Source organism: Pseudomonas ekonensis (genome assembly GCF_019145435.1).
Lineage (GTDB): Bacteria > Pseudomonadota > Gammaproteobacteria > Pseudomonadales > Pseudomonadaceae > Aquipseudomonas > Aquipseudomonas ekonensis.
On record NZ_JAHSTS010000001.1, the window covers coordinates 1460850 to 1479851 of the forward strand.

Annotated in this window: 15 protein-coding genes; 9 read left to right on the plus strand and 6 right to left on the minus strand. The window is 65.8% G+C overall.

The annotated features are described in order from the left end of the window. Positions 1–41: 41 nt before the first annotated feature. From KVG96_RS06705 to KVG96_RS06720, 4 genes are all read left to right on the plus strand, one after another. Entirely contained in the window at positions 42–1001 is a 960-nt protein-coding gene (locus tag KVG96_RS06705; protein ID WP_217891314.1) for a tRNA dihydrouridine synthase, read from the plus strand. Positions 1002–1120: 119 nt separating this feature from the next. After that, the gene (locus KVG96_RS06710; RefSeq protein ID WP_217891315.1) at positions 1121–1567 is read left to right on the plus strand and encodes an Hsp20 family protein; all 447 of its coding nucleotides are present in this window, start codon (positions 1121–1123) and stop codon (positions 1565–1567) included. A gap of 184 nt (positions 1568–1751) precedes the next feature. Next, positions 1752–2447, plus strand: coding sequence for a DUF1266 domain-containing protein (locus KVG96_RS06715; RefSeq protein WP_217891316.1), 696 nt, complete (start codon positions 1752–1754; stop codon positions 2445–2447). Beyond that, a complete protein-coding gene (locus KVG96_RS06720) occupies positions 2444–5140 on the plus strand; it encodes a DUF805 domain-containing protein (RefSeq protein ID WP_217891317.1) in 2697 nt (898 codons plus the stop codon). Before KVG96_RS06715 ends, KVG96_RS06720 begins: the two co-directional genes overlap by 4 nt. On the opposite strand, the gene KVG96_RS06725 is transcribed toward KVG96_RS06720, so the two are convergent. The 3 genes from KVG96_RS06725 to KVG96_RS06735 all read right to left on the minus strand — a co-directional run bounded on the left by KVG96_RS06725 (position 5125) and on the right by KVG96_RS06735 (position 11164). Beyond that, the gene (locus tag KVG96_RS06725) at positions 5125–6816 is read right to left on the minus strand and encodes a molecular chaperone HscC (RefSeq protein WP_217891318.1); all 1692 of its coding nucleotides are present in this window, start codon (positions 6814–6816) and stop codon (positions 5125–5127) included. The genes KVG96_RS06720 and KVG96_RS06725 overlap by 16 nt on opposite strands. Before the next feature lie 109 nt (positions 6817–6925). Next, positions 6926–10204 carry a PAS domain S-box protein gene (locus KVG96_RS06730; protein ID WP_217891319.1) on the minus strand — a complete coding sequence of 1093 codons (3279 nt, stop codon included), beginning with the start codon at positions 10202–10204 and terminating at the stop codon, positions 6926–6928. Between the two features lie 69 nt (positions 10205–10273). Further along, a complete protein-coding gene (locus KVG96_RS06735) occupies positions 10274–11164 on the minus strand; it encodes a LysR family transcriptional regulator (RefSeq protein ID WP_085579547.1) in 891 nt (296 codons plus the stop codon). Between the two features lie 141 nt (positions 11165–11305). Between KVG96_RS06735 and leuC the strand changes: the two genes are divergently transcribed. The 5 genes from leuC (at position 11306) to asd (ending at position 16689) form a co-directional block, all read left to right on the plus strand. Continuing rightward, on the plus strand, positions 11306–12736 hold the full coding sequence (leuC, locus tag KVG96_RS06740) for a 3-isopropylmalate dehydratase large subunit (RefSeq protein WP_217891320.1): 1431 nt from the start codon (positions 11306–11308) through the stop codon (positions 12734–12736). 2 nt (positions 12737–12738) lie between these two features. Continuing rightward, positions 12739–13383: a 3-isopropylmalate dehydratase small subunit gene (leuD, locus tag KVG96_RS06745; RefSeq protein ID WP_217891321.1), complete on the plus strand. Its 645-nt coding sequence runs from the start codon at positions 12739–12741 to the stop codon at positions 13381–13383. Between the two features lie 219 nt (positions 13384–13602). Then, positions 13603–14370 (plus strand): class I SAM-dependent methyltransferase, encoded by a 768-nt coding sequence (locus KVG96_RS06750; protein WP_217891322.1) that lies wholly within the window; start codon positions 13603–13605, stop codon positions 14368–14370. Between the two features lie 57 nt (positions 14371–14427). Next, on the plus strand, positions 14428–15510 hold the full coding sequence (gene leuB / locus KVG96_RS06755; RefSeq protein ID WP_217891323.1) for a 3-isopropylmalate dehydrogenase: 1083 nt from the start codon (positions 14428–14430) through the stop codon (positions 15508–15510). A 66-nt stretch (positions 15511–15576) separates the two neighbouring features. Beyond that, positions 15577–16689 carry an aspartate-semialdehyde dehydrogenase gene (gene asd, locus KVG96_RS06760; RefSeq protein ID WP_085579557.1) on the plus strand — a complete coding sequence of 371 codons (1113 nt, stop codon included), beginning with the start codon at positions 15577–15579 and terminating at the stop codon, positions 16687–16689. 63 nt (positions 16690–16752) lie between these two features. Here the strand turns inward: asd and KVG96_RS06765 are convergent, their stop codons facing one another. Genes KVG96_RS06765 through KVG96_RS06775 form a run of 3 tightly spaced genes read right to left on the minus strand, consistent with a single transcriptional unit; the run spans position 16753 to position 18954 of the window. Further along, the gene (locus KVG96_RS06765; RefSeq protein WP_217891324.1) at positions 16753–17790 is read right to left on the minus strand and encodes a purine-nucleoside phosphorylase; all 1038 of its coding nucleotides are present in this window, start codon (positions 17788–17790) and stop codon (positions 16753–16755) included. 15 nt (positions 17791–17805) lie between these two features. Continuing rightward, positions 17806–18765: a nucleoside-specific channel-forming protein Tsx gene (locus KVG96_RS06770; RefSeq protein ID WP_217891325.1), complete on the minus strand. Its 960-nt coding sequence runs from the start codon at positions 18763–18765 to the stop codon at positions 17806–17808. Then, complete coding sequence (locus KVG96_RS06775; protein ID WP_217891326.1) at positions 18766–18954, minus strand: hypothetical protein; 189 nt, start codon at positions 18952–18954, stop codon at positions 18766–18768. Between the last annotated feature and the right edge of the window lie 48 nt (positions 18955–19002).

Sequence of the window (19002 nt, forward strand, 5' to 3'; positions counted from 1 at the left end):
CAGTAAACTGCCGCACGTTTTTCCTTGAGTGTGTTTTTTCCATGCAAATTGCCCTGGCGCCGATGGAAGGGTTGGTCGACGACATCCTGCGCGATGTGTTGACCCGTGTCGGCGGTATCGACTGGTGCGTGACCGAGTTCATCCGGGTCAACGACCAACTGCTCACACCGGCCTATTTCCACAAGTTCGGCCCCGAACTGCTCAACGGCGCGCGCACCGCGGCCGGTGTGCCGCTGCGTGTCCAGCTGCTGGGTTCCGACCCGGTGTGCCTGGCGGAAAACGCCGCGCTGGCCTGTGAGCTGGGTTCGGAGGTGATCGACCTCAACTTCGGCTGCCCGGCCAAGACCGTCAACAAGTCCCGGGGCGGGGCGGTGCTGCTCAAGGAGCCGGAGCTGCTCAACCAGATCGTCGAGCATGTCCGCCGCGCAGTGCCGGCGCACATTCCGGTCACCGCCAAGATGCGCCTGGGCTTCGACAGCCCGGACGGTTCGCTGGTGTGCGCCACGGCGCTGGCCGAAGGCGGCGCCGAACACATCGTCGTCCACGCCCGCACCAAGACCGACGGCTACAAGCCGCCGGCCCATTGGGAGTGGATCCCCCGCGTGCAGGATGTGGTCAAGGTGCCGGTGTTCGCCAACGGCGACATCTGGAGCGTCGAGGACTGGCGCCGTTGCCGCGAAATCAGCGGCGTGGAAGACATCATGCTCGGCCGGGGCCTGGTCTCGCGCCCGGACCTGGCCAGGCAGATCGCCGCCGCCCGGGCCGGCGAAGAGGTGGTCGAGATGACCTGGGCCGAGCTGATGCCGCTGATCCAGGACTTCTGGCTGCAAGCTAAAGCGCAGATGACGCCCCGCCAGTCGCCGGGCCGGCTCAAGCAGTGGCTGGCCATGCTCACGCGCAATTACCCCGAGGCGGTGGAGCTGTTTTCCGTCCTGCGCCGCGAGACCGATGTCGATCAGGTCTCGCGCCTGCTGGGTGTGCCGGTGGCCGAGGCGGCCTGAAAAATTCTTCGCAAGTTCTCTTGAAATGCAATCGGCGGTCCCTATCTAAGGGTTACGCGATGCCGAATCCGGGTCGCGGAGACAAAAAACTTGCTGATTGTTTTCAGGAGATTTGAACCATGAGTACTGCATTTTCCCTCGCCCCGCTGTTCCGTTCCTCGGTGGGTTTCGACCGTTTCAACGACCTGTTCGAAACCGCCCTGCGCAACGAGCCCGGCAGCACCTACCCGCCCTATAACGTCGAAAAGCACGGTGACGACCAATACCGCATCGTCGTGGCTGCCGCCGGTTTCCAGGAAGATGACCTGGACCTGCAGGTCGAGAAGGGCGTGCTGACCATCAGCGGCGGCAAGCGTGACGCCAACGAAGGCGTCACTTTCCTGCACCAGGGCATCGCCCAGCGTGCGTTCAAGCTGTCCTTCCGGTTGGCCGACCACATCGAGATCAAGGCCGCCGGCCTGAGCAACGGCCTGCTGAGCATCGATCTGCTGCGTGTGGTTCCGGAAGAGGCGAAAGCCAAGCGCATCCCGATCAACGGGGCGCAGAAGCCGGCCCTGCAGCACTGATTCATGTGCTGACACACAATCGTCCAAAAGGACGGTAAGCCGTGCGATGAAGGCCCCGACACTGTCGGGGCCTTTTTGCATGCGCACAAAAATCTCCGCACGCTTTGCCGCCCCTCGGCGGTTTCTCTACAATCCGCGCAGTTTTGCCGACCCACTCCTTTCGGTCGGTCTGGAGCCTCTTTTCATGGACGAGATTCAACAGCGCTGGCTGTTCGCCCTTTCAGCGCCGATGGCGGCGCTCAACCCCGGTGCCGGGTACGCGGATCCCGCGTTCTGCGACGATCAATACATCAACCTGCAAGGCAGTTGGGGGATCGACGACCGTGCGCAACTGCTGGACATGCTCGACGGCATGACCGACGGCGGCCATGCGCGGCATCTCGCCCCGGCCTACCGCGCCTGGCAGCGCTGCCTGCCGAGCGAATGGCAGTCGCTGCTCGACACCCTCGAACCCCGCGAACGCATTCTTCACGAGTTCGCCAGCCGCACGTTCGGCAGCTGCGGGCCGGGCGGGATCCTGTCCTGGGACTACGGGCGCATGGGGTTCCTGTTGCGCTGCGGCGTGCGCAACCTGTGGATCGACGAGGCCGAGAGCCTCTGGCTGCACAGCCGGCTGGCGGTGCGGGCGCAGTTTCATTACGGCAGTTGGCTGGCCTATTTCAACGGTTTCATGGTCGGGCGCTCGTTCTGGGGCTGCCTCGACAACCCTGACGATGAACTGGCCCACGAGCTGGACCGGCAGGGGCAGAACGCCAATACCGCATTGATCGCCAAGGGCCTGGGGCAAAACATGCCGGTCTTCCTTGCGGACTTGCCCTGGCACCTGGATCTGGACTTGCCGCCACGCCCGGCATCGCTTGAGGCATTCGACTGGTCATGAGTTGCTGGATACGTTTGGGCATTGATCCCACCTCCGATGAAACGCTGATTCGCAATGCGTACCGGGCACGCCTGCCGGCCCATCATCCGGAAACCGATCCGGAGGGTTTCCAGGCCTTGCGCGAGGCCTACGAAAGCGCGATCCGGCTGGCCCGCGATGACGAGCCGGAAGATGTTGAGGACGCGACACCGGATTCGTCGCAGGTACGGCAAGTGTTCATCGACTTCGACGGGTTGCTGAAGGATCCGGCGCGACGCTTCAACGCCGATGCCTGGCAAGCCTTTGTCCAGAGCCTGGATCGGTTGCCGCTGGGCGAACTGGACGATCTGCGCTGGGGCCTGTTCCGCAAGTTGAGGGAAAACGGTCCGTTCTCCGCCGACGGCGCAGGGCTGTTGGCCCGGCGCATGGACTGGGACCGGCATTTGCTGGAGCTGGGCTTCGATCATGCCCGGCACGTCGAGGATTACCTGGCGCGGCTCGACGATCCGGCGCCGTTCGACACCACGGTCATGGACTCCTGGTCTGCGCCCGCGCAGATCGAAAGCCTCTGGTACGCGCGCACCCTCGACTTCATTTTCAACCAGCGTCCGCTTCACGAGTTCGAGCATTTCGCCCGTCAGCACACCTGCCTGCCGCTGCCCAGCGATCCTGCGTTCATCCGGCGCCTGCTGGTGCAGTTCACTCAGGCGGGCATCGGCGGCGCCGATTTGCTGCAGATGTGCCTTGAACACTGGCGCGAAGCGCCGGATGACGTGGACGGGCTGTATCTGCTCGCCTGCCAGCACACCTTGCTGGGGCAGGACGATCAGGCGTTGCCCCATTGGGTGCGGCTGTGGCGGGAGCACCGTCATCCCAAGGCCGAGAGCCAGTTGCTGGCGCTGTGCGCCAAGCGCCAGCCGGATGTGTTGCCGCTGTTGATCCAGTCCTTCGACCGGCTGGGGGATTTCAGCGAATGGTCGGCCGACCTCGGTCACGTCAGCCAGGAATACGGCAGCCCGTCCCAACGCCCCGAAACCCTGGCGCGCTGGATGGGCGCCGGCCGGCTGCCGCTGCAAGGGTTGGCCCAGTGCTTCGTCGACTGGCGCACGGGCGGCGACGAATGGCCGCTGCTGGCGCTGTTGCTCGACCATCAAGACGACGCCCGGCTGCAACGCCTGTACCGGCACGCCTGGGCGCTGCACCGGGGCGACGTTGCGCTGCTGCGGCAGGTGCTGGATGAACCGGAGCCCATCGATGCCCTTGAAGGGCTGGTGTTGAGCGGATTGCAGCATCAGGCCGAACAACACGTGCGCTGGCTGACCGGGGCGCCCGTGCCGTTGGCGATGGAGCGCTTCGTCGATGGGAACGGGGCGCCCGGCCCGCTGCCGGCCGCGCTCGAAAAGGGCGAAGCGCACAAGGTCTGCCGGGTGTGGCTGCGCCGTTGGCGTCCGTACAGCCGCGGCGGCCTGGAGCGCATCGCCCAGGCGTTCAAGCTCGATGACCCGAAGGCCGACAGCGACCTGTCGACCTTGAGCCTGTTGCTGGAGTTGAGCGAGAGCGGTGCCCTGTTGCCGGCGCCGGGGCAGGGCGAGGCCGTCTGGCAGTGGCACGCCCAAACGGCGTTCCTGCTGGCGCTGCTGGATCAGCCGGAGGGCTGGCTGGGCATGGTCGATGCGCCATGCCTGGAGCGCCTGGCGTTCGACCCCGCCCACCCGCTCAGCCGGGTGCAGCCGTTGTTGAGCCGATTGACGCGCGAGCACGGCGACCTGAGCGCGCTGTTCGGCTGGCTGCAGCCGTCGGATCCGGTGCACGCCGCGCTCGCCCGGCGGCTGCTGGGTGTCCGGCAGGCGCTGGGCAGCCCCCGGTTGCCGGGCAACGACCGTCTGCTCGAATGCCTGCGCAGCGACATCCATGCCTTTGACGATGACCTGCTCGGGCGCATGCTGCTGACCGCCGTGCTGTACCACGACCCGTTGTTCGATGCCCGGCAGCGCCGGTTCCTGCTCGACAGGATCACCGAAGTGGTGAATCCCCAGGACTGGTTCGACGGATTGCGCCACGGCCTGATCAAGGGCGAGCCGCCGCGTCCGCCACGTCAGGCGCTGGAGGACGAAGGGGTCGCCAGCGACGCGTTCTATCTGGCGCTCGATACGCTCAAGGATTTGGTGCGGTACGGCGGCGCGGGCGTGCCGCGCCAGAAAACCCTGCTGCGCCTGCAACAGGCCAAGGACAACCCGGCGCTCGGGCTCGGCCTGCGGTTCGCCTTCAGTGCGTTGCTGTCCCGGTGCGAATGCCTGCTGCTGGCCAAGGGCGACAGCCGTCCGGTGCCCGCCGGCGCCTTCTGGCGGTTGGGCACCCGGTTGGGGCGTGGAGCGTTCATCGGGCAGGTGATCGCAGCGCTGCTGGTCACGCCGTTGGCCGCGCTGCTCAGCGGCGCGGCGCTGACCGGGATCGCCGTATCGTTGCTGGGCCTGATCTTTCTGGTCGGCGCCGTGCTTCGGCGCCTGCACGACATCGGGCGCGGCATCCCGACATTGCTGGTGCTGGCGTGCCTGTCGCCGTTCTTTCCGTTTCTGCCGCTGATCCTGTTTGCCTTCCCCGGCGACCGGTTGCCCAACCGTTACGGCGTTGCGCCGGACAGTGCGGGCAACGACGCGCTGGCCGGCGGTCTGCAGGCTGCGTTACGGCAGCTCGGCGGTCAGAGGCACAGCTGATCCAGCGCTTCGTTGAGCCGGTTGCGCTGGCTGGCGATCTCTGACGGTCGCTGGCCGGCGAGCACGGTGGTGAAGGCGTCCAGCCAATCGGCGATCCGCTGGCGTTCGTCCCCCAGGCTTTGCGCCCAGGCCCGTTCCAGGCGGGCCAGCAGCGTCCGGTTGGGCAGCGTGTCGCGGGGGTGGGTCTTGAGGGCGGTCAACCGCTCTTGGCTGGCCTGCCTGGCCTGTTCGTCGAGCCCGGTGGGGCTGCGGTCGATGCTGTGGCTGTGGCGCTCGCCGGTGGCGAGCAGGGTCACGTCCACTTCCAGCAGGCCGTTGATGTCGTAGCTGAAGCGCACATCCAGTTCCTGGGTCTGTTCGCTGGGCGCCACTTCCACGTCGAAGGCGTCGATGAAAATGTTGTCGCGCACCCACGGCCGTTCCCCTTGGTACACCTCGATGCGGATCAGGTTCTGATACGCATGGGTGGTGTAGAACTTCTGCACCCGGGACGTCGGGATCACCGTGTTGCGCTCGATGATCGGCGCGAAGGCGCCGGTGATTTCATCGCTGCGGCGGGTGGAGATGCCCAGTGTGTAAGGGCACACGTCGGTCAGGATCAGCTCTTCGATGGCGCCGTCGCGTGCCTTGCAGGCCGCCTGTGTGGCGGCGCCCAGGGCGACGATGGTGTCCGGATCGAGGTGGCGGTGGGGCAGGCGGCCGAACAGCGTCGCCACCATCTGCTGCACCGCCGGCATGCGCGTCGCGCCGCCCACCAGCACCAGACTGTCGAGGTCGCGGGGCTTGAGGCGGGCGTCGCGCAGGGCCTGCTCGATGGGCGCGCGCAGGCGGGCCAGCAGCGGCTCCCAGATCTTCAGCGCGCCGGCTTCGTCCAGCGTCCATTCGTACGGTGTGTCGCCGTGGCGCCAGCTCAATGACTGCGGACCGTCGGCGAGTTTGCGCTTGAGCTGTTCCAGGGCGTCGCCGAGGCTGGCCATGGCCTGGACGTCGATCTGCGCCGGCGTGAGCCGCCAGTCCTTGAGGCAGGCCTGCAGCAACGCTTCGGTGAAGTCTTCGCCGCCCAGGAAGTTGTCGCCGGTGGAGGCGTGGACCTCGATCAGCGGCAGCGCGTATTCCAGCACCGTCACGTCGAACGTGCCGCCGCCCAGGTCGAAGATCAGCGTGCGCTCGAACGTCTGCTCGTGCAGGCCGTAGGCCATGGCGGCGGCGGTGGGTTCGTTGATCAGCCGCGACACCTTCAGGCCCGCCAGTTCGGCGGCGAACAGGGTGCGTTTGCGTTGCTCGTCGCTGAAGTACGCCGGCACCGAAATCACCGCTTCCTCCACAGGATGGCCGAGCCAGGCTTCGGCGTCCTGCTTGAGCGCGCCGATCACCAGGGCCGAGAGCTCTTCGGGGCTGAACGAGCGGTCGCCCAGCTCCAGGCGCTTTTCGCTGCCCATGAAGCGCTTGAAGGCCGCCGCCGTGCGCTGCGGATGGGTGGTCAGGCGGGCGCGGGCGGCCTTGCCCACCAGGACGCTGTCGTCCTCGTCGAGGCTGACCACCGACGGGGTCAGCACATCGCCCAGGGCGTTGGGAATCAGCCGGGCCCGGCCGTCCTGCCAGACGGCGATGAGACTGTTGGTGGTGCCAAGGTCAATGCCCAGCATGGCCGGGCGGGGAAGGGTTGCATCCTGCATGAGCGATCTCGTTGGAGCCGGGTGAAAGACCGCGACCCTACAGGTTGCGGCAAGCACTGGCAAATGCCGGCCCGGCGATGACGCGGGCGGTTACGAAACGCCCCGGGCTTCACTTGAGCAGCGCCTTCAGCGCCTCCAGCGGCAAGGGGCGGCTGTACAGGTAACCCTGATACAGGTGGCAGCCCAACCCTTGCAGGAATTCCAGCTGTTGCGGGGTCTCGACGCCCTCGGCGATGATCTCCAGCGCCAGGCTGCGGGCCATGGCGACGATGGCACGGATGATCTCGGCGTCGTTGGGGTCGCTGGTGGCGTCGCGGATGAACGACTGGTCGATCTTCAGCGTGTCCACCGGCAGGCGCTTGAGGTAGGTCAGGGACGAATAGCCGGTGCCGAAGTCGTCCATGGCGAAGGTCACGCCCAGCTTCTTGAGGCGGCGCATCTTGCTGATGGTGTCTTCCAGGTTCTGGATCACGATCCCTTCGGTGATCTCCAGCTTCAGCAGCGAGCAGGGCAGGCCGTGGCCGGTCATGCTCTGCTCGATGCGTTCGACGAAGTCGTTCTGGCGGAACTGGCGCGGGCTGATGTTCACGCACAGGGTGAAGTTGAGCGGGTCGATCAGGTGCTCGGCGATCAGTTGCTTGAAGGCGTCGCAGGCCTCGTCGAGGATCCAGGTGCCGACCTCGAGGATCAGCCCGCTGTCCTCCAGCACCTTGATGAATTCGGCGGGGGACTGCGCGCCGAGCTCCGGGTGGTTCCAGCGCACCAGGGCCTCGGCGCCGATGATGCGGTTGTCCTTGGCGTCGATCTGCGGCTGGTAGTGCATGGTGAATTCGTTGCGCGACAGCGCCAGGCGCAGGTCGGTCTCCATGCGCTGGCGCTCGCTGGCCGCCTTCTGCATGGTGTTGTGGTACATCTGCGTGGTGTTGCGGCCGGAGTCCTTGGCCCGGTACAGCGCGATGTCGGCGCGCTTGAGCAGGTCGGTCGGGGTGGAGCCGTGGTCGGGGATCAGCGCCACGCCGATGCTCGGCGTCACTTGCAGGCGCTGGCCGTCGAGGAACATCGGCTCCGACAGCAGCTCGCGGATGGTGTCGGACAGCTCCCGCACCTGGCTGCTGACTTCGTTGCGCGTGCCCTCCAGGCCGCTGAGCAGCACCACGAACTCGTCGCCGCCCAGGCGCGCGACGGTGTCTTCCATGCGCACGCTGGCCTCCAGGCGTGCGGTGATGATCTTGAGCACCGTGTCGCCGACCGGGTGCCCGAGGGAATCGTTGATGTGCTTGAAGTGGTCCAGGTCCAGGAACAGCAGCGCGCCGCGCAGGTTGTGGCGCTTGAGCAGGGCGATCTGCTGGCTCAGGCGGTCCATCAGCAGCGCGCGGTTGGGCAGGTTGGTCAGCGGGTCGTGGTAGGCCAGGTGGCGGATCTGCGCCTCGGCGTTCTTGAGCAGGCTGACGTCCCGGGCGGTGAGCAGCAGGCAGGCGGTTTCGTTGAGGGTGATCGGCTCCACCGAGACCTCCACCGTCAGCAGTTCGCCGCGCTTGTTGCGCCCGAGCATTTCCTGGTGGTGCACGCGGCCCTTGATCTGCAGTTCGGCCAACAGGGCCGAGCGCTGTTTCTCCTCGGCCCAGATGCCCACCTGGTACATGGTCTTGCCGATCACTTCGTCGGCGCGGTAGCCGGTGAGGCGGCAGAAACCGTCGTTGACCTCCAGGTAGCGCCCGGTGTCGCGTTCGCTGATGGTGATGGCGTCGGGGCTGGAGTGGAACGCCTTGGCGAATTTCTCTTCGCTGGCCTTGAGCGCCGCTTCCGAACGCTGCTGCTGGGTGATGTCGCGCAGGGTGGTGACGATGCAGGGCTGGTTGCCGACGCTGATCTGGCGGCTGGAGATCACGCAGGTCAGGGACTGGCCGTCCTTGTGCTGGACGATGATCGCCACGTTGCTCAGGCCCTGCTCGCGGATCACCCGCTCGATGCGCTGCAGGCTCTTGGCCGAGGCGTCCCACAGGCCGATGTCTTCGGCGGTGCGGCCGATCACGTCGGCGGCGCTCCAGCCGAAGGTCTGGCTGAAGCTGGAGTTGATCTCGATGAATTCGCCGGTTTCCTGGCGGGTCACGCAGATCGGGTCGGGGCTGACCTGGAACAGCGTGGCGAATTTCTCTTCGGACGCCACCAGGCGCTGTTCGCGTTCGACCTGATCGGTGATGTCCAGCAGGGTGCCGGCCATGCGCAGGGGCACGCCGTTCTCGTCGCGGTAGAGGCGGGCGCGGCTTTCCAGGTAACGGGAACTGCCGTCGGGCAACTGCACGCGGTAGGTCAGCTGATAATTGCCCGCCGGGCCTTCGCGCAGGCTGCGGTAGGCGTCGCGCATGCTGTCGCGCTCCTCGCCGGGCACGCCTTCGAAGAACTCCTCGAACGATTCGTGGAAGGGCTTGGGCTCCAGGCCGTGCAGTTGCGCCGCCCGGGCCGAGCCGTAGAGCATGCCGGTGGGGATGTCCCAGTCCCAGGTGCCCAGCTGCGCCGAGTCCAGGGCCAGGTCCAGGCGCTCCTGGCTGTCCTTGAGGGCGTGCTCGGCGGCTTTGCGTTCGGTGGTGTCGAGGAACGTGCTGAGCAGGTACGGCTGGCCTTCGAGCTCGACCTTCTGCGCGCTGAGGATGCCGTCGTGGATCTGGCCGTTGCTGGCGCGAAACTGTACCTCGCGGCTGACCAGCTCGCCCTTGGCCTTGGTGGCCTTGACCAGCTCCGCCCGCTGCTCCGGGTGCACCCACAGGCCCAGTTCCAGGGTGGTGCGGCCGATGGCGTCCTGCACGGGCCAGCCGAACAGGCTTTCGAAATACTGGTTGGCTTCGCTGATCAGGCCGTCTTCCTGGCGGGTCAGCAGCACCATGTTGGGGCACAGGTGAAACAGTGTGGCGAAACGTTTCTCGGAACTGGTGAGGGCCTGTTCCCGCTGGCGCTGGTGGGTGATTTCGCGGATCACCCCGATCATTCGGGGCCGGCCGTGCTTGTCCGGCAGCAGGCTGCCGTTGATCTCCAGCCAGTGCAGGCTGCCGTCGGGCCAGCGGATGCGGTGGTGCATGGCCTGTTCCAGCGGGGCGCCGGCGATCACGGCATGGAAGGCGCGGACGGTCTTGGCCCGGTCTTCCGGCGGCAGCAGGTCGAGGTATTCCAGGTCTTCGGGCAGCGGTTGCCGCGGATCGAAGCCGAACAGCGCCTGGGTGCCGCGCGACCAGCTGATCTTGCCGCGCTCGATGTCCCAGTACCAGGCGCCCAGCCGCGCGCCGTTGAGCGCCGCCAGCAGCTGCGGCGCGCTTTCCCAGCTCTGCTCGGAACGCCGCGGGTCAATGGCCTGAATGCGTGGCATCGGCGGAATACGGTCGACAGATTTCGGCATTGTTGACGGGCCTTGAGCTAATTTGGGCGTTAGGCACAGGGAAAGGCGGCTCTATAGGAGTAGCACAAGTTAGCCGTGAGTCCCTGGCAGATCGATTTGTGCATCCAGCAGGGCCATGAAGGCCCGCGCGGCGTTCGACAGCGTCCGTTCGGTGTGCAGGATATAGCCTAGCTGGCGACTGAGCTGTATGCCCGGCAAAGGTATGCGCGCCACCTGATCGTCGAGCATGGTGCGCGGCAGCACGCTCCAGGCGAGGCCGATGGAGACCATCATCTTGATGGTTTCCAGATAGTTGGTGCTCATGGCGATGTTCGGCGTCAGGCCCTGGGCCTCGAACAGCTTCTGCACGATGTGGTGGGTGAAGGTGTTGCCGCCGGGGAACACTGCCGGATGGCCGGCGATGTCCGCCAGGTTGACGGCGCCGTTGCCGAGCAGCGAATGCTCCGGGGCGACCACGAAATCCAGTGGGTCGTCCCACACCGGCGTGGCCTTGACCAGCGCGTGGGGCTCCGGGGCCAGGGTGATGACCGCCAGTTCGGCCCGGCCGTGGAGGATTTCCTCGTAGGCCACTTCCGAATCGAGGAACTGAATGTCCAGCGCGACCTGTGGGTAACGGCGGGTGAATTCGCGCAGCAGCGGCGGCAGGCGGTGCAGGCCGATGTGGTGGCTGGTGGCCAGGGTCAGGCGGCCGCCGACTTCGCCGGTCAGGTTGGTCAGGGCCCGGCGGGTGTCGTCCAGCACGTTGAGGATCTGGTAGGCCCGCGGCAGCAGGGCCCGGCCGGCCTCGGTCAGGCCGACTTCGCGGCCCAGCCGGTCGAACAGGCGCACCTTCAATTGCTGTTCCAGGCCGGCGATGCGTTTGCTGACGGCCGGTTGCGTCAGGTGCAGGCGTTCCCCGGCGCCGGAGAAGCTGCCGGTCTCGGCGATCGCGATGAAGGCATTGAGGTTGGCCAGATCCATTTTAGTATTCCAGTTGGTTATTCAAAGCATAAAAAATATGAATTTGAGTTATTCAATCTAACGCCATAGGATCGACCTCACAAGCCAAAGGGTTATCGATAAGCCCAGGGCATAGAAACAAGCTGATGAGGAAACCGTCTGATGGCCGGCAAAACGCTCTACGACAAGCTCTGGGATTCGCATTTGGTCAAGCAGCGCGACGATGGTTCGGCGCTGATCTACATCGACCGTCACATCATCCATGAAGTGACCTCGCCGCAAGCCTTCGAAGGCCTGCGTCTGGCCGGGCGCAAGCCGTGGCGCATCGATGCCAACATCGCGACCCCGGACCACAACGTGCCGACCACGCCGGAGCGCAAGGGCGGCATCGCCGCCATCGCCGACCAGGTCTCGCGCCTCCAGGTCCAGACCCTCGACGACAACTGCGACGAATATGGCATCGTCGAATTCAAGATGAATGACGTGCGTCAGGGCATCGTGCATGTGATCAGCCCCGAGCAGGGCGCGACCTTGCCGGGCATGACCGTGGTCTGCGGCGACTCCCACACCTCCACCCACGGCGCGTTCGGCGCGCTGGCCCACGGCATCGGCACCTCCGAGGTCGAGCACGTGCTCGCCACCCAGTGCCTGGTCGCCAAGAAAATGAAGAACATGCTGGTGCGCGTCGACGGCCAATTGCCGTTCGGCGTGACCGCCAAGGACATCGTCCTGGCCGTGATCGGCAAGATCGGCACCGCCGGCGGCAACGGCCACGCCATCGAGTTCGCCGGCAGCGCCATCCGCGACCTGTCCATCGAAGGCCGCATGACCATCTGCAACATGTCCATCGAGGCCGGCGCCCGCGTGGGCCTGGTGGCGGCGGACGAAAAGACCGTCGAATACGTCAAGGGCCGTCCGTTCGCGCCCAAGGGCGCGCAGTGGGAGCAGGCGGTCGAGGCCTGGAAGGACCTGGTGTCCGACGCCGACGCCCGTTTCGACACCGTGGTCGAGCTCGACGCCGCGCAGATCAAGCCGCAGGTCAGCTGGGGCACGTCGCCGGAAATGGTGCTGGCCGTTGACCAGAACGTGCCGGACCCGGCCAGGGAAGCCGATCCGGTCAAGCGCGACTCCATCGTCCGCGCCCTGAAGTACATGGGCTTGACCGCCAACCAGGCGATCACCGACATCCAGCTCGACCGCGTGTTCATCGGTTCCTGCACCAACTCGCGGATCGAAGACCTGCGCGCGGCGGCCGAGATCGCCAAGGGCCGCAAGGTGGCCTCGACCATCAAGCAGGCCATCGTGGTGCCGGGCTCGGGCCTGGTGAAGGCCCAGGCGGAAGCCGAAGGCCTGGACAAGATCTTCCTGGAGGCCGGTTTCGAATGGCGCGAGCCGGGCTGCTCGATGTGCCTGGCGATGAACCCGGACCGGCTGGAGTCCGGCGAGCACTGCGCCTCGACCTCCAACCGCAACTTCGAAGGCCGTCAGGGCGCCGGTGGCCGCACCCACCTCGTCAGCCCGGCCATGGCCGCTGCGGCGGCGGTGAACGGTCGTTTCATCGACGTTCGTGAATTGATCCAGGGAGCACAGTAACCATGAAGGCTTTCACTCAACACCAGGGACTCGTCGCGCCGCTGGACCGTGCCAACGTCGACACCGACCAGATCATCCCCAAGCAATTCCTCAAGTCGATCAAACGCACCGGCTTCGGCCCCAACCTGTTCGACGAATGGCGCTACCTCGACGTGGGCCAGCCGTACCAGGACAACTCCAAGCGGCCGCTGAACAAGGACTTCGTGCTCAACGCCGAGCGCTACCAGGGCGCCAGCGTGCTGCTGGCCCGGGAGAACTTCGGTTGCGGCTCCAGCCGCGAACACGCGCCATGGGCGCTGGACGAGTACGGTTTCCGCAGCATCATCGCGCCGAGCTACGCCGACATCTTCTTCAACAACAGCTTCAAGAACGGCTTGCTGCCGATCATCCTGAGCGAAGAAGAAGTCGATGAGCTGTTCAGGCAGGTCGAGGCCGAGCCGGGCTACCAGTTGCAGATCGACCTGCAGGCGCAGACCGTGACCCGCCCGGACGGCAAGGTGCACCGCTTCGAGATCGACGCGTTCCGCAAGCATTGCCTGCTCAACGGCCTGGACGACATCGGCCTGACCCTGCAGGACGGCGACGCGATCGCCTCGTTCGAAGCGGCGCACCGCAAGAGCCAGCCGTGGTTGTTCCGCGACGCGTAACTGATTCGGGATTCATGTTGCCTGCGCCGGCCTCATCGCTGGCAAGCCAGCTCCCACAGTGATTTGCGGTGTTCACAAAACTGTGGGAACTGGCCGAACAGGCACAACGAGATCAAGGGAAACTCCCACAGTGATTGGCGGTGTCCGCAAAACCTGTGGGAGCTGGCTTGCCAGCGATGAGGCCGTAACAGGCACAACAAGATCAAGGGAAAGTCCACCATGAGCACCACCGCCCAGCACACCCAGGTCGTACAGAAACAGTTCGGTGAACAGGCCGCCGCCTACCTGAGCAGCGCCGTTCACGCCCAAGGCGCCGAGTTCGCGCTGCTGCAGGCCGAACTGGCCGGGCAGGGCGGGGCACGGGTGCTGGATTTGGGCTGCGGTGCGGGCCATGTGAGCTTTCACGTCGCCGCCCTGGCCAAAGAAGTGGTGGCCTACGACCTGTCGCAGCAGATGCTCGACGTGGTCGCGGCCGCCGCCGTCGACCGGGGCCTGGGCAACATCGTCACGGTGAACGGCGCCGCCGAGCGCCTGCCGTTCGCCGACGGCGAATTCGATTTCGTGTTCAGCCGCTATTCGGCGCACCATTGGAGCGACCTCGGGCTGGCCCTGCGCGAAGTCCGGCGGGTGCTCAAGCCCGGTGGCGTGGCGGCGTTCATCGATGTGCTGTCGCCCGGCAGCCCGCTGTTCGACACGTACCTGCAAAGCGTCGAAGTGCTGCGCGACACCAGCCATGTGCGCGACTATTCGGCCGGCGAGTGGCTGCGCCAGGTCAGCGAGGCCGGTCTGCACACCCGCAGCACCGCGCGCCAGCGCCTGCGTCTGGAATACAACAGCTGGGTCGAGCGCATGCGCACGCCCGAGGTGATGCGCGCCGCGATCCGCCAGTTGCAGCAGTCGATGGGCAACGAAGTGCGCGAATATTTTGAGATTGAGGCCGACGGTTCGTTCAGTACAGATGTACTGGTGCTGATGGCCGAACGCTGAATACATTTTTCCGGGCGCGCCGGTCAGCGGCGCACCGACTGAAGACATGAGGAAAGCATGAGCAAGCAGATTCTGATTCTCCCGGGTGACGGCATCGGTCCGGAAATCATGGCCGAGGCGGTCAAGGTGCTGGAACTGGCCAACGACAAGTACGGCCTGGGCTTCGAGCTGAGCCACGACGTGATCGGCGGCGCCGCCATCGACAAGCACGGCGTGCCGCTGGCCGACGAGACCCTGGAGCGCGCCCGCGCCGCCGACGCGGTGCTGCTGGGCGCCGTGGGCGGCCCGAAATGGGACACCATCGAGCGTGACATCCGCCCGGAGCGCGGCCTGCTGAAGATCCGGGCGCAACTGGGCCTGTTCGGCAACCTGCGCCCGGCGATCCTCTACCCGCAACTGGCCGACGCGTCGAGCCTGAAGCCTGAGATCGTCGCCGGCCTGGACATCCTGATCGTCCGCGAGCTGACCGGCGGCATCTACTTCGGCGCCCCGCGCGGCACCCGTGAGCTTGCGAACGGCGAGCGCCAGTCCTACGACACCCTGCCGTACAGCGAAAGCGAGATCCGCCGCATCGCCCGCGTCGGCTTCGACATGGCCCGCGTGCGCGGCAAGAAACTGTGCTCGGTGGACAAGGCCAACGTCCTGGCGTCCAGCCAGCTGTGGCGCGAAGTGGTCGAGCAGGTGGCCAAGGACTACCCGGACGTCGAACTGAGCCACATGTACGTCGACAACGCCGCGATGCAACTGGTGCGCGCACCGAAGCAGTTCGACGTGATCGTCACCGACAACATGTTCGGCGACATCCTGTCCGACGAAGCGTCGATGCTCACCGGTTCCATCGGCATGCTGCCGTCGGCCTCGCTGGACGCCAACAACAAGGGCATGTACGAGCCTTGCCACGGTTCGGCGCCGGACATCGCGGGCAAGGGCATCGCCAACCCGCTGGCGACCATTCTGTCGGTGTCGATGATGCTGCGTTACAGCTTCAATCTGCAGGACGCGGCCGATGCCATCGAGAAGGCCGTCAGCGTGGTCCTGGACCAGGGCCTGCGCACCGGCGACATCTTTTCGACCGGTTGCACTAAAGTCGGTACGCAGGAAATGGGTGACGCAGTAGTCGCCGCGCTGCGGAATCTGTAATCTCTCGGGCCCGCTGCGAAATTCAATGCGAAGCAGCGGCCCACTTTTCAAGAAGGTGTAGTTGCGATGAAACGTGTAGGTCTGATCGGTTGGCGCGGCATGGTCGGTTCCGTGCTCATGCAGCGGATGCTGGAAGAGCAGGATTTCGATCTTATCGAGCCGGTGTTTTTCACCACTTCCAATGTCGGTGGCCAAGGCCCGTCCGTGGGCAAGGACATTGCTCCGCTCAAGGACGCTTACAGCATTGAAGAGCTCAAGACCCTCGACGTGATCCTGACCTGCCAGGGCGGCGACTACACCAACGAAGTCTTCCCCAAGCTGCGCGAAGCCGGCTGGCAGGGCTACTGGATCGACGCGGCGTCCAGCCTGCGGATGAACGACGACGCGGTGATCATCCTCGACCCGGTCAACCGCAAGGTCATCGACCAGCAGCTCGACGCGGGCACCAAGAACTACATCGGCGGCAACTGCACCGTCAGCCTGATGCTGATGGGCCTGGGCGGCCTATTCGAGGCCGGCCTGGTGGAGTGGATGAGCGCCATGACCTATCAGGCGGCGTCCGGCGCCGGCGCGCAGAACATGCGTGAGCTGATCAAGCAGATGGGCGCGACCCACGCCGCCGTGGCCGACCAGCTGGCCGACCCGGCCAGCGCGATCCTGGACATCGACCGCCGCGTGGCCGAAACCATGCGCAGCGAAGCCTACCCGACCGAGAACTTCGGCGTGCCGCTGGCCGGCAGCCTGATCCCGTGGATCGACAAGGAACTGCCGAACGGCCAGAGCCGCGAAGAGTGGAAGGCCCAGGCCGAGACCAACAAGATCCTGGGCCGCTTCAAGAGCCCGATCCCGGTCGACGGCATCTGCGTGCGCATCGGCGCCATGCGTTGCCACAGCCAGGCGCTGACCATCAAGCTGAACAAGGACGTGCCGATCGCCGACATCGAAGGGCTGATCAGCCAGCACAACCCTTGGGTCAAGCTGGTGCCGAACAACCGCGACATCAGCATGCAGGAGCTGAGCCCGACGAAAGTCACCGGCACCCTGAACATCCCGGTCGGCCGTCTGCGCAAGCTGAACATGGGTTCGCAGTTCGTCGGTGCGTTCACCGTCGGCGACCAACTGCTGTGGGGCGCGGCCGAACCGCTGCGTCGCATGCTGCGGATCCTGCTGGAGCGTTGATCCGACGCTGAGACGAACGAACCCGCACCTTGCCGAAGGTGCGGGTTTTTTCTTGCCCGGCGGTCAGGCGTCGGGCACGCCCTTTTCCCACACCGGCCAGTGCTCGAGGATGTCCTGCACCAATGGATTGCCCGTGCGGTAGAGGTTTTCCAGGGCCGGCGCGAAGCCGCCCTGATCGGCGTACTTGAGCAGGTTGTCCACTTCGCTGCCGCCCGGCGCGGGGCGGTCGAAGTCCGAGCCGGCCCGCACCACCGCCAGGCGCTGCACGTCCACCCGGCCTTCGCGGCTGGCGCGCAGCAGGGCCTCGTAGGTGGAGTTGTCTTCCTGCTGGGTGGTGCAGTATTCGCCCTTGCCGTCGGTCAGCAGCCGCGTCCAGACCTCGGCCCGTTCGCTCAGGCGGGTGCCGGAGAACCACGTGTTGCCCGCCAGCGTGTCGCAGCGCGTCACCGTCGGCGGCTGGTTGGCCGGGGCCTGCGGGTACTTCAGGCGCCAGGCCGCCGACTCCTTGCTCTCGCTGAGCGTGACATGGCGGCTCAGGGCAAAGGCCTTGGCCTGCAGCCGCGGGTTGAGCTCGAACACTTCGGTCTTGTAGTCCAGCGGCGGCTTTTCGTTTGGCCCGCGGGTGTTGATGCCCAGGTAGCCGGTCGGCCAGTCCTTGGGCGCGTCACGGGCGTCCAGCTCCCACTGGGTGCCGAACTCCACCAGGTAGTGCGCCCATGCGGCGGTGCCGAGGGTGCCGTGCCTGGGGCTGATGCCGGCGATGCCGGCGATCAGGAAGTAGCTCTTGCGCAGGTCGAACTGCGGCGACAGGGCCAGGGCCAGGGTCGAGGCGGCGGCGTTGGTCTGGCCCATGCCGGTGACCATCAGGCACACCTGCTGCGCATTGCAGCGCACCGTCGGGTACTCGGCCGACAGCCCCGGCACGCGCACTTCCCGGGTCAGGTGCAGGCGGTCGATCCAGTGCTGCGCCTCGGGGGCGAACATGGTGATCAGCACCACCTTGGGCCGCAGCGGCCCGGGTTGGGCCGGCGCGGTCGCCGCCCAGGCGGTGGAAGAGAGCAGGGCCGCAGCGGCCAGGGAAACACGCATCATTGCCTTCATGAAAACCTCCTGTGATCAGAACTGGTAACCGATGCCGGCGTAGTAACCCCAGCCGTTGGAGCGTGCGCGGAAGTCGCCGTCGCCGAAGTTCAGCTCGCTGCCGTCCTCCCAGTTGCCGCCGTTGTGGAAGTAACGGCCCACCAGGGTGAAGCGCAAGTGGGTGAACGAGTACAGCAGCACGTTGGTCGCCACCGTGGCGTTGGCGGTGCGGGCGGGGTTGTCCTTGTGCAGGTCCGAGCCGAAGTCGAAGTTGGTGAAGCCGATGTAGGTCAGCGACGCGCCGTTGCTGAAGCGGTCGATGGGCACGATGTACTTGAGCTGCGCCCGGTAGCCGTCCCACGAGTACTCGTTGCTGGCGCCGTAGTTCTCCCACTGGTAGCGGCCGTACAGGTTGGCCGACAGGTTGACCCGCGAATGGGTGTCGATGTCGGTGCCCAGGCCGCTGTAGAGCGTGTTGGCGCGGTTGGCGCTGTTGCTGCCGTGGTCGTAGATCCAGTCGAAGGCCACGTACCACTCCTTGAACGGGCCGATGGCCAGGCTGCGGCCGGCCAGGTGGTCGATGGAGATGCGCGGTTCGTGCTCCATGAACACCGGCGAGCCGTGGTCCCACACGCCTTTGTCGTGGCTGTTGCCGATGTTGAAGATCTTCGGGATGTCGATGTAGCCGTACAGCTCGAACGGGCCCTTGCGGCCGAAGTATTCGTATTCCAGGTAGATGTCGTCGGCCGGCCGCGGACCGAAGCTGATGTCCTTGCTGCCGATCAGGGTCAGGTTCTGGTTGTACCAGTCCGACAGGTAGGCGCCTTTTTTCGGCGGACTGGCTTCGGGGCTCAGGGTTTCGCCCTGGGCCGACTCTTCGCCGGCCGCCGGCTGCGCCAGAAGGCTGTCGCTGAGAAGTCCGGTAACGCCGGCCAGTAGCAGGGAAACGGCAAATGTGCGCGCGCCGCGGGAAGGGCGGCAGGAGGGAACGTGCATTCAAAGTCCTTTTTTGCGGATCCAGGCCCGGAATTCCGGGCTTGTACGGTTCTGGGTCGAAATGGCCGGGATAAACGGCTCGCAAACGTTTGCACAAGCCGTACCAGTTTTCAAAGAACCCGCAGGCCCGGCATCCCGACCCGGCATCGCCGGTGCCTGATCCACCGCCATCGCCAGCAGGCTGGCCACAGAGGATTCCGGTTGTCCGCAGCATCCCTGCACACCACAAAACCCTGT